This is a genomic window from Streptomyces sp. NBC_01013, from assembly GCF_045162765.1.
Taxonomy (GTDB): domain Bacteria; phylum Actinomycetota; class Actinomycetes; order Streptomycetales; family Streptomycetaceae; genus Streptomyces.
In genome coordinates, this window is sequence record NZ_CP108687.1 from 6,178,309 (window position 1) to 6,193,669 (window position 15,361).

Below are 15,361 nucleotides of genomic sequence, written 5' to 3' on the forward strand. Positions count from 1 at the left end.
CCTAAGAGCGGGCCTGCCCCGGGTGTCAGCCCTGCTGCCGGGACGGCCGCCGCAACCACGCCGGTCGCTGCGGTGCCCGCCACCGGCCGGTCAGCGCCGCCCGGCGCTCCGACACCGCCCACACCACCCGTACGGCCGATCGCGGTGCCACGACCGCACGGAACCGGGCGAACCGGTCTGCTGAATTCCGGAGGCCCGCCCGTACCGCCTGCGCATCCTCTCCGAGCCCCGAAACCGGCCGGGGTTCCGGTGCATAGAGCACCTGCTCCACCGCGCTCGCCACCCGGTGCACCGCCGCGGCCACCTCCGTGTCGAGCCGGCCCAGCCGCACCACCCGGGCCGCGGCCTTTCGCGGGGTCAGGGACTCGTCCGGTTCGATGCCGTGATCCCACGCGGTGTCGGTGATCTCCTCCCAGGCCGCCAGCGTTCTGGCGGTCGCGTCCGCCGGGGAGCGCCCGGTGGAGAAGCCCAGCCGTCGGGCCCGCATCCGTGCGCGCCAGAACATGGGCAGCAACGGGAGCAGCAGGACGAGCAGGACCACCAGGGCGATCCCGAGCACGGTGCCCGCCGGCGTCCCCGTGTCCGTGGGCGTCACGGCACCCGGAAGTGCGGAGCTGCCGCACTCACCCTGCCGGCGCATCTGCGCCGGGCAGCTGTCCGAGGCGGACGGTGTGACCGGCGCGGCCGCCGAGGCATCAGCCTCCGGCTGGGCCGGATCGGCCGAGTCACCGGAAGGAGCGTCCGGCAGCGTGTAGGACGGTGTGGAGCCGCGCGTCGGCGTGGGCTCGAAACGGGTCCATCCGACGCCCTCGAAATACAGCTCGGGCCAGGCATGGGCGTCCCGCAGGCCCACCGACATCGAACCGTCCGACTTCGGGGCGCCGGGTGTGAAGCCCACGGCGACCCGGGCGGGGATGCCCAGGGTCCGGGCCATCGCGGCCATGGTGAACGAGAAGTGGACGCAAAAGCCCCGCCGGTCCCTCAGGAAGCGGCCGATCGCCGCGCTGCCGGTACCCGAGTTCACCGAGGTGTCGTAGGTGAAGCCGCCCTCGGAGGCGAAGTAGTTCTGCAGCTTCACCGCCTGCTCGTAGGCGTTGGCGGACCCCTTCGTCACCTCTACGGCCGTCTTCCTGACCACCTCGGGCAGGGAGCTGGGCACCTGGGTGTACTCGCGGCGCAGGGCTGCCGGAACCGTGCCGGCGTCCGCGAGCTGGTCCGCGGTCGGCTGCACGACCAGACTGGAGACCTCGTACTGCGCACCGCCGGTGGTCTCCCCGTCGTCCCCGACGAGGGTGCGGCCCTCGGGCTCGTAGCGCCAGCGGCCGCCCACCCTCACCTCGGTCGCCGGGTAGGGGAGCGGCAGGTAGGTCTGCCGGTACGAACGGGACGCGGAGATGTTCGTGCTGATCTCCGTCACGGCGACGTCCGGCGACAGACCTGCCGGGTTCGGGAGCCGCTTCGGCACGTCCTTCAGCCGGCGGGTGGAGGCCCGCCATTCGTTTCCGTTGAACTGGTCCAGGGCCAGGATGCGGAGGTAGAAGTCCTGCACACCGGTCGCGTTGGTGCGGTACGACATCACCTCCCGGTTCTCCGGCTGGTTGAGGTTGTTCTGCAGTGAGACCAGCGGGTTCACCGCGGAGATCGTGCCCCCGCCGCTGCCCTTGCCGTTGCCGCCCCCCGTACCGGCCAGAAGTCCGCCGTCGAGCGCGGGCAGGGCCGCGGGTACGACCAGGGCGATTCCCAGTGCGAGCGCGCCGATGCGTCGCCCCGCGCGTACCGGCGCGAGCGCCCTGCCGCCCGAGGCGCCGATACCGGAGGAACCGTCCCGGGGAGTGGACGCTCCGGCGAAGACCCGCCCCCACTGGGAGAGCCGGTCGCGTCCCTCGGCCAGCAGGAGGAGCAGGTAGCCGCAGGCGGCCAGCAGGAACCACAGCCAGTCCGCGCCGCCGTCGGAGAGGCCGGCGGCGACGGAGTAGAGGGCCAGCAGGGGCAGCCCGGCAGGCGCGGCGCTGCGGAACGTGACGGCCAGCGCGTCCACCGCGAGCCCGACCAGCAGCACTCCGCCCACCAGCATCAGCCGGATACCCGCGGTGGCCGGTGCCGGGATCGCGTAGCGTCCGACGTCATCCGCGCCCACCGTCAGCAGATCCGCGATCCGCTGCACGGACTGCGGGCCGGGCAGGAAGCCCGCCAGCGCCTCCTCGCGGGCGAACGCCACGGTCAGCAGCACCACCATGACCATCGCCTGCACCGCGACGGTCAGCAGCCGCGGCAGCGGCACCCGCCGGCCGAGCGCGCCGACGCCGCACTGGACGGCCAGCAGGAACGCGGCCTGCAGGATCCAGGTGACCGGGTCGACCAGCGGCAGCATCGAACAAGCCGCCATCAGCGTCGCCGCAAAGGCGCACAGCGCCAGCCGACCACGACCGCTCATGACCGTCCCCTCATGACCAACCACCGGAGAAACCCGTCGTACCGCCCGTTGCGCCGCCCACCGCGGCGGACTGGGTCAGCGCACCCTGATGGCTCGCCTGCAACCACAGCCGGGCAAGATCCATGCCGGGACGTACCGCCACCACCGTCCACCCCGACTCCCGCAGCAACCGCAGCCGCCGCTCACCGGCCGCCTCGGAGGCGGGCGATTCGCCGTGCACCCAGGTGGCGCTGTCCAGGACGAACGCGACCGCCCCGCCGCTGCGCTGCCGCATCCGTGCCGCCACCGCAGCCTGCGCCTCGTCCAGCTCGCCGAGGAAGGCGATCAGCAGGCCCTCGTTGCCACCGCGCAGCACGTCGTACGCGCGGGAGAGGCCGCCCCCGTCGGAGTGGTCCACCACGGCGAGGGCGTCCATCATCAGGCCGGCCGATTCCGCCGAGTCCTGGGTGGAGCCCGCGAAGCCGCTCTCGCCCTCGCCCGGCACCGCCGTGCCGTCGTCCGTCAGCAGCCGGACCGCGAAGCCCCGTTCCAGCATGTGCACCAGCGCGGACGCGGCGCCGGAAACGGCCCACTCGAACGCCGAGTCGGGCCCCGCCCCCTGGTAGGCGGTGCGGCGGGTGTCCAGCAGGACCGTGCATCTGGCCCGCTGCGGCTGCTCCTCGCGGCGCACCATCAGCTCGCCGTACCGTGCGGTGGAGCGCCAGTGGACCCGGCGCAGATCGTCGCCGTGCCGGTATCCGCGCGGAATGACGTCGTCCTCGCCGGCCAGCGCGAGCGACCGCTGCCGCCCCTCGCCGTAGCCGGTGGCCTCGCCCGCCAGTCGCACGGGGGGCAGCGGCTCGGTCCGCGGGATGACGACGAGCGTGTCGTACGCGCTGAACGAACGCGTCAGCTCGCACATCCCGAACGGATCGCTCAGCCGCAGTTGCAGAGGGCCGAGCGGGTAGCGCCCCCGCAGATCCGACCGCACCCGGTAGGACACCTCGCGTCGGCCGCCCGCCTCCACGCGGTCGAGGACGAACCGGGGGCGCGGCCCGAGCACGTAAGGAACCCGGTCCTGAAGCATGAGCAGCCCGGTGGGCAGCCGCGAGATGTTGTCCATGCGCAGATGGACCCGCGCCTCGGTGCCCGCGGGCACCCGGGAGGGCGAGAGCCGCCGGGTGCCCGCGACCCGGTAGCGGGTCCGGAAGAGCACCGTCACACAGACCAGAGGCAGCACGGCGAGCAGCAGGCCGACCCGCAGCAGGTCCCCCTGGCCCAGCACATAGGCGCAGACCGCGGCGGCGATCCCGGCCGCCAGGAAGGACCGGCCACGCGTGGTCAGTCCGCCCAGGGCGGCCCGCAGACCGCCCTTGTCGTCGCTGTCGTCCATCGCGGCCGGCCCCCCGACGGCCATCAGAGCCGCCGTGCGCCGGGCTGCTGCCGGCCGCCGTACACCGCGCCCGGCTGGTGCGGGGGCGCCGGGACGGACGCGCCGCCCGAAGCCGTCGGCACGGGGGTCTGCTGAAGGATCTCCAGCACCACCTGTTCGGCGGTGCGGCGGTTCAGCTGGGCCTGCGCCGTCGGCAGCAGCCGGTGGGCGAGCACCGCGGCGGCAAGAGCCTGCACGTCGTCCGGGAGGCAGTAGTCCCGGCCGCTCAGTGCTGCGGAGGCCTTGGCGGCGCGCAGCAGGTGCAGGGTGGCACGCGGCGAGGCGCCGAGCCGGAGGTCGGGGTGGCTGCGGGTGGCCCCGACGAGCTGCACCGCGTACCGCCGCACGGCCTCGGCGACGTGGACCGTGCGCACGGCCTCGATCAGCTTGACGATGTCGTGGGCGTGCGCCACCGGCTGGAGATCGTCGAGCGGCGAGACGCCGCCGTGCACGTCGAGCATCTGCAGCTCGGCCTCGGCGCTGGGGTAGCCGATCGACACCCTGGCCATGAACCGGTCGCGCTGGGCCTCGGGCAGCGGATACGTGCCCTCCATCTCCACCGGGTTCTGGGTGGCCACGACCATGAAGGGATCGGGCAGCTCGTAGGTGTGCCCGTCGATGGTGACCTGGCGCTCCTCCATCGACTCCAGGAGCGCGGACTGGGTCTTGGGCGAGGCGCGGTTGATCTCGTCGCCGATCACGATCTGGGCGAAGATCGCGCCCGGTTTGAACTCGAAGTCGCGGCGCTGCTGGTCGAAGATGGACACACCGGTGATGTCCGAGGGCAGCAGGTCCGGCGTGAACTGGATGCGGCGCACCGAGCAGTCGATGGACCGCGCCAGCGCCTTGGCCAGCATGGTCTTGCCCACGCCGGGGACATCCTCGATCAGCAGATGGCCCTCCGCGAGCAGCACGGTCAGCGATAGCCGTACGACCTCGGGCTTGCCCTCGATCACACCTTCCACCGACCTGCGCACCCGCTCCACTGTGGTGGTCAGATCTGTGAGGCTCGCTCGATCGTCATAGGTCGTCACCCGGCCCTCCTCGGCCCTGCCCCACGCTCACCAGGAGCACGGGATTCCCCAGTCACGGGCCGGCGCCCTTGTGCGGCCCGGCCCACCCCGAAACACGGACACGGCGCCGGACGAGGTCCGGCGCGTGTCACACCCGCATTCTTGTTGCCGTTACCGCTTCGTGTCACTCGCCTGTGGATAACTGGGGACGATATGTCGGGTCGATGGGGATTTTCGCTGCAGGAATACGCTCGTCCTGCGCCCTCGGTGCAGGAGAGTCAGGAAACCGGAAGGATCTCGCGCAGCAGGCCGGTGGTCACGTCGAAGACGAAACCGCGCACGTCGTCAGTGTGCAGCAGGAACGGCGAGGTGCGGACCCGCTGCATCGACTGCCGCACATCCTGGTCCGCGTCGCTGTAGGCCTCCACCGCCCAGGCCGGCCGCTGGCCGACCTCCATCTCCAGCTCCCTGCGGAACTCCTCGGTGATCGACTCCATGCCGCAGTTGGTGTGGTGGATGAGAACCACGCTGCGGGTGCCGAGGGCCCGCTGACTGATCGACAGCGACCGGATGACGTCGTCGGTGACCACGCCGCCCGCGTTACGGATGGTGTGGCAGTCGCCGAGCGCCAGGCCGAGCGCCTTGTGCAGGTCGAGCCGGGCATCCATGCAGGCGACCACGGCGACGCGCAGCACGGGCTTCGCGTCCATTCCGGGATCGCTGAACTCGGAGGCGTACTGGACGTTCGCCTCGACGAGGCGGTCGGTGACGGTGCCGCCGGTGCGGGCCTGGTCCATGGCAGGGGTGTGCGCGGAAGTCGACATGGACAAGACGTTAACTCTCGCCGGCACCGCCGGCTTGGTGTCGAAGCGGACAAAGAACGTCAACGACGCTTGTTGTGAGGTACCCCACAAGCCTCACACCCGGTCACTCGGTCGGGTGAAGAACGCGAGGGCCGACGCGCTGTCGGGTTGATTGATCGGGAATCGATCGAATGGCAGGGTGGACTAAAGTGACGGGAAGTTACCGACACCCTGCACATTCCGATGTATTCCCCGTGTGCGCGGCGTACGTACGGCCCGGCCCTCTCCCGCTCGCCGGTCGGCTGACGCCCCTTCCCCGGCGCCGGCGGACCTCCCCTTCGCGAGCGGGCGGGGACCAGGCCGTACGTGCAGCGCCCCGGGCCTGAGCCTGAGAGGGCGCATGAGCCAGACCCGACACGTCCCGGTGATGCTCCAGCGGTGCCTGGACCTGTTGGCCCCGGCTCTGGAGGCACCGAGCCCGCAGCCGCCCGTGGTCGTCGACTGCACCCTGGGCCTCGGCGGACACAGCGAGGCGCTGCTCTCCGCCTTCCCCACCGCCCGGCTGATCGCGCTCGACCGGGACAAGGAGGCGCTGCGGCTCTCGGGTGAACGGCTTGCGCCGTACGGCGACCGCGCCACCCTGGTGCACGCCGTCTACGACGAACTTCCCGAGGTGCTCGGCCGTCTGGGCGTCCCCAAGGTCCAGGGCATCCTGTTCGACCTCGGCGTCTCCTCCATGCAACTGGACGAGGCCGACCGCGGGTTCGCGTACGCCCAGGACGCCCCGCTCGACATGCGCATGGACCAGACGACCGGCATCGGCGCGGCGGAGGTGCTCAACACCTACCCGCCGGGCGAACTGGTCCGGATCCTGCGCGCGTACGGCGAGGAGAAGCAGGCCAAGCGGATCGTCTCCGCCGTCGTGCGCGAACGGGAGAAGGAACCCTTCAGCAACAGCGCCCGGCTCGTCGAGCTGATCCGTGACTCACTGCCGCAGGCCGCCAAGCGCACCGGCGGCAATCCGGCCAAGCGCACCTTCCAGGCGCTGCGCATCGAGGTCAACGGCGAGCTCACCGTGCTGGAGCGGGCCATCCCGGCCGCGGTGCGGAGCCTCGCCGTCGGCGGGCGCATCGCCGTCCTGTCGTACCACTCGCTGGAGGACCGCCTGGTCAAGCAGGTGTTCGCGGCGGGAGCCGCGAACACCGCTCCGCCCGGGCTGCCGGTCGTCCCCGAGCGCTACCAGCCCCGGCTCAAGCTACTGACCCGCGGCGCCGAGCTGCCCACCGAGGAGGAGGTCGCCGAGAACCGGCGCGCCGCCCCCGCGCGGCTGCGCGGAGCCCAGCGGATCCGCGAGGAGGAGCGATGAGCACCCGGCGCCCGGAGACCTCACGGACCCGGCACGGGGACGGAGCGGCGCGGTGAGCGAACCGGCCGGCCGGCTGAAGGGGCGCGCCGCGCGGCTCAGCCGGCTGATGCCGTCCGGGCCGAGCAACGCTGCCCGGACCCCGTTCGTCCTGCTGGTCGTCCTGCTCCTGGGCGGCGGCCTGATCACCCTGCTGCTGCTGAACTCCGCTCTGAACGAAGGATCGTTCCGGCTGAGCGAGCTGAAGAAGCGCACCACCGACCTCACCGACGACCAGCAGGCGCTCCAGCGCGACGTCGACAACGCCTCCGAACCCGACGCCCTGGCGCGGCGCGCACGGGAGCTGGGCATGGTCCCCGGCGGCAGCCCCGTGTTCCTCGACCCGGACGGCAAGGTCCGGGGCGTACCCTTCGCTGCCAGCGCGGTGCCGACCACCGAGGCGCCGAAGCCCGAAACCCCCGCGCAGCCCCCCGTGACCTCGCCCCGCACCTCTGTGCCCACCGCGTCGGCCACCCTCACACCCCGGCCGGACACGCCCGCGGCCGCGCCCGGCGTGTCGGCCACGACGACCGGCACCGCGCCTGCGGGAACGAGCGTCTCCGCGAACGCCCGTATCCCGGCAGAACAGCCCTCCACGAGCCCCGGCAGGTGACGCAGTGCCTTCCCAGGAACCACCGCGCCGCCGGGTGCCCGGCCCCGCGCGTCCGCGTAACGCGGCGGCCCGCTCCGGCCGCCCCAAGCCCGCCACCCGCCCGGAACCGCGACGGCGGCCCTCCTCGGCGGCGCCGCGCGGACGGACCCCCCGGGCCCGCTCAGGCAGGCCGCTGCGCCTCGGCAGCCCGCGGCCGCGGCTGCGGCTCGTCAGTCTGGCCCTGACCCTCGTCATGATCGCGTTCGTCGTCCGGCTCCTCCAGGTGCAGGCCGTGGACGCCAACGCGTACGCGGCCAAGGCCGAGAAGAACCGCTACCTCAGCTACACCGTCGCCGCCGAGCGTGGCGAGATCACCGACCGCGGCGGCATCGCGCTGGCCACCAGCGTCGACGCGTACGACATCACGGCCGACCCCAAGATGTTCACCCCCGAGGACAGCAAGGCACCCGACGCGCCCCAGCAGGCCGCCGCGCTCCTCGCCCCCATCCTCGGCGTCGACGCGGCCGAGCTGACCAAGAAGTTGTCGAAGCCCAAGAGCCGGTACGCGGTGTTGGCACGCCGACAGACCCCGCAGGTCTGGACACAGATCAAGGACCTCAAGTCCGTCTTCGCCGAGAAGGCCGGCAAGGACAAGGCGGCCGGGGGTGCGGGGGCCAACGTGATGGCGGGCGTCTTCCAGGAACCGACCACGAAGCGCGTCTACCCCAACGGCGGCCTCGCCGCCGGGATACTGGGCTACGTCAACGCCGACGGCAAGGGAGCGGGCGGCCTCGAATCGCAGCTCGACAAGGAGCTCGCGGGCGAGGACGGCACGATCAAGTACGCCCAGTCCGGTGGCCGCCGGGTGCCCACCGCGGGCACCAAGGAGGTCCCTGCCGTCGCGGGCTCCGACATCGAGCTGACGATCGACCGCGACATCCAGTGGGCGGCCCAGAAGGCCATCTCCGACCAGGTGCAGAAGTCCAAGGCCGACCGCGGATACGTCGTCGTGCAGAACACCCGCACCGGGGAGGTCCTGGCCATGGCCAACGCCCCCGGCTTCGACCCCAACGACCTCTCCCACGCCGACGCGGCCTCCCTGGGCAACGCGGCGCTCCAGGACGTGTACGAGCCCGGCTCCACCAGCAAGGTCATGTCGATGGCCGCCGTGCTGGAGGAGGGCGTCGCCACGCCCGGCACCCACGTCACGGTCCCCAACCGTCTGCACCGCGGCGACCGGCTCTTCAAGGACGACATCGACCACCCCACCTGGTACCTCACGCTGAACGGGGTACTCGCCAAGTCCAGCAACATCGGCACCATCCTGGCCACCGGACAGCTGGGCAGGACCCAGGCCGAATCCAACAAGGTGCTCTACAGCTACCTGCGCAAGTTCGGCATCGGTTCCCCGACCGGACTCGGCTACCCGGGCGAGACCGCCGGGATCCTCGCGAAGCCGCAGGACTGGTCGACCTCGCAGCAGTACACGATCCCGTTCGGCCAGGGCCTCTCGCTCAACGCCATGCAGGCGGCCTCGATCTACTCGACGATCGCCAACGGCGGGGTCCGAATCGAACCGACCCTCGTCCGCGGCACCAAGGGCGCGGACGGCCGCTTCGCCCCCGCCGAGGCACCCGAGCAGACGAGGGTGGTCAGCAAGAAGACCGCCAGGACGCTCGCAGCCATGCTCGAATCGGTGGTCGGCGACGAGGAGGGCACCGGAACGAAGGCCAAGATCCCCGGCTACCGGGTCGCGGGCAAGACCGGTACGGCCAACCGGGTCGACCCGGTTCGTGGCGGCTACCACGGCTACACGGCCTCCTTCGCCGGATTCGCCCCCGCCGACGACCCCCAGATCACCGTCTACTGCGCCATCCAGAACCCCACCAAGGGCAGCTACTTCGGCGGCCAGATCTGCGGGCCCATCTACAAGCAGGTCATGGAATTCGCGCTGAAGACACTGCAGACCGCACCCTCCGGCAGCGAGCCGGCCCGGCTGCCGGTGTCCTTCAAACCCGGCGAGTGAACTCGGGGAGACCACCAGTGACAACCATCACCCCCGATCCGGGGAACCGGAACGGGAACCACCGCACCCCCGCCCCCTCGCTTCGCGAGAGGCCGGGTGCGCCCGGTACGCTCACCGCCGTGCCCCACGCTGAACAGTCCCGAACCACCCAGAAGGACGCCCCTGTGAACTACCCGGGAGCGCCCCGCCCGGATCGGCTGCGGCCGACCTCCCTCGGCGAGCTGGCAGCCCGGCTGGGAGTCGAACCGCCGAGCAGCGGCGAAGTCACCGGCATCACCCACGACTCCCGGGCCGTGCGCCCCGGGGACGTGTACGCGGCGCTGCCTGGTGCCCGTCTGCACGGTGCCGACTTCACCGCCCAGGCCGCCGGACTCGGTGCCGCCGCCATCCTCACCGACCCGGCGGGCGCCGAACGCGCCGCCGCCACCGGACTCCCGGTGCTGGTCACCGAGGACCCACGCGGCCGGATGGGCGAACTCGCCACCGAGATCTACGGACACCCCGGTACCGACCTGCTCCAGATCGGCATCACCGGAACATCCGGCAAGACCACGACCGCCTACCTCATCGAGGGCGGCTTCCGCGGAGCCGGACGCAGCACGGGCCTCATCGGCACCGTGGAGATGCGGATCGGCGACGAGCGCATCAAGTCCGAGCGCACCACCCCCGAAGCCACCGACCTGCAGGCCCTGTTCGCCGTCATGCGCGAACGCGGCGTGGAGGCGGTGACGATGGAGGTCTCCAGCCACGCCCTGGTGCTCGGCCGGGTCGACGGCTGCGTCTTCGACGTCGCCGTCTTCAACAACCTCAGCCCCGAGCACATGGAGTTCCACTCCGGCATGGAGGACTACTTCCAGGCCAAGGCGCGGCTGTTCACCCCGCAGCGCAGCAGGCAGGGTGTCCTCAACTACGACGACGAGTACGGCCGCAGGCTGATCACCGAGGCATCCGTCCCCGTCACCACGTTCTCCGCCGAGGGCCACCCGGACGCCGACTGGCGCGCCGAGGACGTCGAGGTGGGCCAGCTCGGCTCCACCTTCACGGTCGTCGGGCCCAAGGGGGAGCGGGCCACTGCCCAGGCCCCCCTGCCCGGCCCGTTCAACGTCGCCAACACCCTCGCCGCGATCGTCACCCTCGCCGTCGCCGGAATCGACCCGCAGACCGCGGCCGACGGCGTCGCCGCCGTGCCCGGTGTGCCGGGCCGGCTCGAACGCGTCGACGCCGGACAGCCGTACCTGGCACTCGTCGACTACGCGCACAAGACCGACGCAGTCGAGTCGGTGCTGCGCTCCCTGCAGAAGGTCACCGAGGGCAAGGTGCACATCGTCCTCGGCTGCGGCGGCGACCGCGACACCACCAAACGCGGCCCGATGGGCGCGGCCGCGGCCCGGCTCGCCGACACCGCCGTACTGACCTCCGACAACCCCCGCTCCGAGGACCCCCTCGGCATCCTCGCCACCATGCTCGCGGGCGCCGCCGAGGTGCCCGTGCACGAACGCGGTGACGTCCTGGTCGACGCCGACCGGGCCGCCGCCATCGCAGCCGCAGTCGGACGCGCCGGCCCCGGCGACACCGTACTGATCGCCGGCAAGGGCCACGAGCAGGGCCAGGACGTCCACGGAGTGGTGCGCCCCTTCGACGACCGGGTGGTCCTGCGCACGGCCATCGAGCGGTCCCTGGGACACGAGGACACCACCCACCGTGCCCCCACCCACGAGAACAACAGTCAGGGATGACCAAGTGATCGCCCTTTCCCTCGCCGAGATCACCGAAATCGTCGGCGGGCAGTCGTACGACATGCCGGATCCGGCGGCAACGGTCAGCGGGCCCGTCGTCATCGACTCCCGGGAGGTGAAGCAAGGCAGCCTCTTCGTCGCGTTCGCCGGCGAACGGGTCGACGGCCACGACTACGCCCAGCGCGCCGTCGAGGCGGGCGCGGCAGTCGTCCTGGCCGCCCGCCCCGTGGGCGTCCCCGCGATCGTCGTCGACGACGTGGTGGCGGCGCTCGGCGCGCTCGCCCGCGAGGTCGTCGGCCGCCTCGGCACCACCGTCGTCGCCCTCACCGGCTCCGCCGGCAAGACCTCCACCAAGGACCTGATCGCCCAGCTCCTGGAGCGCAAGGGTCCGACCGTCTACCCGGCGGGCAACCTCAACAACGAGATCGGCCTGCCGCTCACCGCGCTGCGCGCCACCGAGGAGACCCAGCACCTGGTCCTCGAAATGGGTGCTCGCTACATCGGCGACATCCGCTACCTCACCGGGCTCGTCCCGCCGAGGATCGGTCTCGTCCTCAACGTCGGCACCGCGCACATCGGCGAGTTCGGCGGCCGGGAACAGATCGCCCAGGCCAAGGGCGAGATGGTGGAGTCCCTCCCGGAGGACGGCCTCGCCGTACTCAACGCCGACGACCCGCTCGTCCGCGCCATGACCTCCCGGACCAAGGCCCGGGTCCTGCTCTTCGGCGAAGCCGCGGATGCGGACGTACGGGGTGAGAACGTCCGCCTCACCGAGGACGGCCGCCCCACGTTCAGGCTTCACACACCCACCGGGTGCAGTGATGTGACCATGCGCCTGTACGGTGAGCATCACGTGTCGAACGCGCTCGCCGCGGCCGCCGTCGCCCATGAGCTGGGCCTGTCCGCAGACGAGATCGCCGTGGCGCTCTCCGAGTCGGGCACCCTCTCCCGCTGGCGCATGGAGGTCACCGAGCGTCCGGACGGCGTGACGTTCGTCAATGACGCCTACAACGCCAACCCCGAATCCATGAAGGCCGCGCTGCGCGCGCTGGCCGCCATGGGGAAGGGGCGTCGTACGTGGGCGGTGCTCGGCCAGATGGCCGAGCTCGGCGACGCCTCGCTCACCGAGCACGACGCGGTCGGACGGCTCGCCGTCCGGCTCAACGTCAGCAAGCTCGTCGCGGTCGGGGGCAGAGAAGCCTCCTGGCTGCAACTGGGCGCATACAACGAGGGTTCGTGGGGTGAGGAGTCGGTGCATGTGTCCGACGCACAGGCTGCCGTCGACCTGTTGCGCAGTGAACTGCGCCCGGGAGACGTCGTGCTGGTGAAGGCGTCCCGGTCGGTCGGCCTGGAGCAGGTTGTCAGTGCACTGCTGGACAACGCGTCCGAGGGCGAGGTTGCCGGCCGATGAGGCAGATCCTCTTCGCGGGGGCCATAGGGCTCTTCCTGACCCTGGTCGGTACCCCGCTGCTCATCAAGCTGCTCGCCCGCAAGGGATACGGGCAGTTCATCCGGGACGACGGCCCGCGCAGCCACGGATCGAAGAAGGGCACGCCCACCATGGGCGGCATCGCCTTCATCCTGGCGACGATCATCGCGTACGTCCTGGCCAAGGTGATCACCGGCGAGGAGATGCGCTTCTCCGGTGTGCTGGTCCTCTTCCTGATGGCCGGCATGGGGCTCGTCGGCTTCCTCGACGACTACATCAAGATCGTCAAGCAGCGTTCGCTGGGTCTGCGGGCCAAGGCGAAGATGGCCGGCCAGCTGATCGTCGGCGTGGCCTTCGCGGTGCTCTCGCTCCAGTTCGCCGATGTCCGCGGCAACACCCCCGCCTCCGACAAGCTCTCGTTCGTCGAGGACTTCGGCTGGTCGATCGGCCCGGTGCTCTTCGTGCTCTGGGCGCTCTTCATGATTCTCGCCATGTCCAACGGCGTGAACCTGACGGACGGTCTGGACGGTCTGGCCACCGGCGCGTCGGTGATGGTCTTCGGTGCCTACACCTTCATCGGGCTCTGGCAGTTCCAGGAGTCCTGCGCCAACGCGGCCACGCTCACCAACCCGAGCGCCTGCTTCGAAGTGCGAGATCCACTCGACCTCGCGGTCGTGGCCTCCGCGCTCATGGGCTCCTGCTTCGGCTTCCTGTGGTGGAACACCTCGCCCGCCAAGATCTTCATGGGGGACACCGGCTCGCTCGCCCTCGGCGGCGCGCTCGCCGGTCTGGCGATCTGTTCCCGCACGGAGTTCCTGATGGCGGTGCTCGGCGGCCTCTTCGTGATGATCACGATGTCCGTCGTCATCCAGGTCGGTTCGTTCAAGATGACCGGCAAGCGCGTCTTCCGGATGGCACCGCTCCAGCACCACTTCGAACTCAAGGGGTGGTCCGAAGTCCTTGTCGTGGTCCGCTTCTGGATCATCCAGGGCATGTGCGTGATCGTCGGCCTCGGCCTCTTCTACGCAGGATGGGCAGCCAAGAAGTGAGCAACGTGGACTGGCAGGGCAAGCACGTCACGGTCGCCGGACTCGGGGTCTCCGGGATCCCGGCGGCCCGGGTGCTGCACGGCCTCGGCGCCGCCGTCACCGTGGTCAACGACGGGGACGACGAGCGCTCCCGCGGCCAGGCCGCCGAGCTGGAGGCGCAGGGCATCACCGTGCGTCTCGGTGACGGGGCCACCCTGCCGAAGTCCACCGAGCTCATCGTCACCACCCCGGGCTGGAAGCCCGACAAGCCGCTCTTCGCCGCGGCCGCCGAGGCGGGCGTCCCCGTCTGGGGCGACGTCGAACTCGCCTGGCGGCTGCGCGGACCCGACGCCGCACCCTGGCTTGCTGTCACCGGTACCAACGGCAAGACCACGACGGTACGGATGCTCGCCTCGATCCTGGAGGCCGCCGGGCTGCGCACCGCGGCCGTCGGCAACATCGGGGTCTCGCTCCTGGACGCGGTCCTCGGCGAGGAGACGTACGACGTCCTGGCCGTCGAGCTCTCCAGCTACCAGCTCCACTGGTCGCCCTCGCTGCGCGCCCACTCCGCCGCGGTCCTCAACCTGGCCCCCGACCACCTCGACTGGCACGGCTCCATGGAGGCGTACGTCGCCGACAAGGGCCGGATCTACGAGGGCAACACCGTCGCCTGCGTCTACAACGTGGCGGACGCCGCCACCGAGGACCTGGTGCGCGAGGCGGACGTCGAGGAGGGCTGCCGGGCGATCGGCTTCACCCTCGGCGCCCCCGGGCCCTCGCAGCTCGGTGTCGTCGACGGCATCCTCGTCGACCGGGCGTTCGTGGCGAACCGCCAGAAGCAGGCCCAGGAGCTCGCCGAGGTCGCGGACGTCAACCCGCCCGCCCCGCACAACATCGCCAACGCGCTGGCCGCCGCGGCGCTGGCGCGGGCCTTCGGGGTGGAGCCCGCCGCCGTGCGCGACGGGCTGCGGGCCTTCCGCCCCGACCCGCACCGCATCGAGCACGTCGCGGACGTCGCCGGGGTCGCGTACATCGACGACTCCAAGGCCACCAACACCCACGCCGCCGAGGCCTCCCTGGCCTCCTACGACCCGATCGTCTGGATCGCCGGCGGACTGGCCAAGGGCGCCACCTTCGACGAGCTGGTGACCGGGTGCGCGAAGCGCCTGCGGGGCGTCGTGCTGATGGGCGCCGACCGGGCTCTGATCCGTGAAGCCCTCGCGCGACACGCGCCCGAGGTCCCGGTGACCGACCTCGACCGGACCGACACTGGGGCGATGTCCGAGGCGGTCCGCGAGGCGGCACGGCTCGCCCGGCCGGGAGACACCGTACTGATGGCCCCGGCCTGCGCCTCGATGGACATGTTCGTCAATTACAACAAGCGGGGCGAAGCCTTCGCGGACGCCGTCCGCACGCTCGCCGCCGAGAGCGCCTGACGGGCCCGGCCTCCGCGCCGTACGGTCCCGGTGCACCCGGGCGACTACGGC

11 protein-coding genes are annotated in these 15,361 nt (G+C 71.5%); 7 read left to right on the plus strand and 4 right to left on the minus strand.

What is annotated here, in order from left to right; genetic code table 11:
- Nucleotides 1-25 precede the first annotated feature (25 nt).
- From OG538_RS26920 to OG538_RS26935, 4 genes are all read right to left on the minus strand, one after another.
- The gene (locus OG538_RS26920; RefSeq protein ID WP_406097808.1) at nt 26-2,434 is read right to left on the minus strand and encodes a DUF3488 and DUF4129 domain-containing transglutaminase family protein; all 2,409 of its coding nucleotides are present in this window, start codon (nt 2,432-2,434) and stop codon (nt 26-28) included.
- A gap of 10 nt (nt 2,435-2,444) precedes the next feature.
- On the minus strand, nt 2,445-3,830 hold the full coding sequence (locus OG538_RS26925; protein ID WP_406097810.1) for a DUF58 domain-containing protein: 1,386 nt from the start codon (nt 3,828-3,830) through the stop codon (nt 2,445-2,447).
- A complete protein-coding gene (locus tag OG538_RS26930; RefSeq protein ID WP_406097812.1) occupies nt 3,830-4,879 on the minus strand; it encodes an AAA family ATPase in 1,050 nt (349 codons plus the stop codon). The genes OG538_RS26925 and OG538_RS26930 overlap by 1 nt, the downstream gene beginning before the upstream one ends.
- 257 nt (nt 4,880-5,136) lie before the next feature.
- The gene (locus OG538_RS26935) at nt 5,137-5,682 is read right to left on the minus strand and encodes a beta-class carbonic anhydrase (RefSeq protein WP_406097814.1); all 546 of its coding nucleotides are present in this window, start codon (nt 5,680-5,682) and stop codon (nt 5,137-5,139) included.
- Between the two features lie 379 nt (nt 5,683-6,061).
- On the opposite strand from OG538_RS26935, the gene rsmH reads away from it, so the two are divergent.
- From rsmH to murD, 7 genes are all read left to right on the plus strand, one after another.
- Nucleotides 6,062-7,027, plus strand: coding sequence for a 16S rRNA (cytosine(1402)-N(4))-methyltransferase RsmH (gene rsmH, locus OG538_RS26940; protein ID WP_406097816.1), 966 nt, complete (start codon nt 6,062-6,064; stop codon nt 7,025-7,027).
- Between the two features lie 106 nt (nt 7,028-7,133).
- Entirely contained in the window at nt 7,134-7,676 is a 543-nt protein-coding gene (locus OG538_RS26945) for a cell division protein FtsL (protein WP_406100317.1), read from the plus strand.
- A 4-nt stretch (nt 7,677-7,680) separates the two neighbouring features.
- Nucleotides 7,681-9,681, plus strand: coding sequence for a penicillin-binding transpeptidase domain-containing protein (locus OG538_RS26950; RefSeq protein ID WP_406097818.1), 2,001 nt, complete (start codon nt 7,681-7,683; stop codon nt 9,679-9,681).
- A 17-nt stretch (nt 9,682-9,698) separates the two neighbouring features.
- On the plus strand, nt 9,699-11,417 hold the full coding sequence (locus tag OG538_RS26955) for a UDP-N-acetylmuramoyl-L-alanyl-D-glutamate--2,6-diaminopimelate ligase (RefSeq protein WP_406097819.1): 1,719 nt from the start codon (nt 9,699-9,701) through the stop codon (nt 11,415-11,417).
- 4 nt (nt 11,418-11,421) lie between these two features.
- Nucleotides 11,422-12,828, plus strand: coding sequence for a UDP-N-acetylmuramoyl-tripeptide--D-alanyl-D-alanine ligase (gene murF / locus OG538_RS26960; protein ID WP_406097821.1), 1,407 nt, complete (start codon nt 11,422-11,424; stop codon nt 12,826-12,828).
- Nucleotides 12,825-13,895: a phospho-N-acetylmuramoyl-pentapeptide-transferase gene (gene mraY / locus OG538_RS26965; RefSeq protein WP_406097823.1), complete on the plus strand. Its 1,071-nt coding sequence runs from the start codon at nt 12,825-12,827 to the stop codon at nt 13,893-13,895. The genes murF and mraY overlap by 4 nt, the downstream gene beginning before the upstream one ends.
- Entirely contained in the window at nt 13,877-15,310 is a 1,434-nt protein-coding gene (gene murD / locus OG538_RS26970; protein ID WP_406097825.1) for a UDP-N-acetylmuramoyl-L-alanine--D-glutamate ligase, read from the plus strand. The genes mraY and murD overlap by 19 nt, the downstream gene beginning before the upstream one ends.
- The last annotated feature ends 51 nt before the right edge of the window (nt 15,311-15,361 follow it).